We start from the raw sequence: 272 nt of genomic DNA, 5'->3' as shown, positions 1-272 counted from the left end.
TAATCGACGACTCGCCTCTTCTCGGCAAGTGTCCACAATGAATTATCTGATCGGCCAGAGCATAAGACTGTTTGGGTAACGACCCAGCGTGACCTTAGGGTATTCGCTCAGTTGGTTAGTGCGCACCCCCTGCCCTTGTGGAAAGGAGGGTGAGGTCGGTAAGCCGGCCATGTTCTACCAGCGAGAGAATAGGTGTTGGGTCTGTAGCTCAGTTGGTTAGAGCGCACCCCTGATAAGGGTGAGGTCGGCAGTTCGAGTCTGCCCAGACCCAC

General features: G+C 55.1%; 1 tRNA gene. It reads left to right on the top strand.

The annotated features are described in order from the left end of the window. Positions 1-197: 197 nt before the first annotated feature. A tRNA-Ile gene (locus tag ETC27_RS16705) sits at positions 198-271 on the top strand. The last annotated feature ends 1 nt before the right edge of the window (position 272 follow it).

Source organism: Onishia niordana, assembly GCF_004798965.1.
GTDB lineage: Bacteria > Pseudomonadota > Gammaproteobacteria > Pseudomonadales > Halomonadaceae > Onishia > Onishia niordana.
Note: the sequence above shows the minus strand (reverse complement) of the source record. Positions and strands in the feature narration are given on the sequence as shown.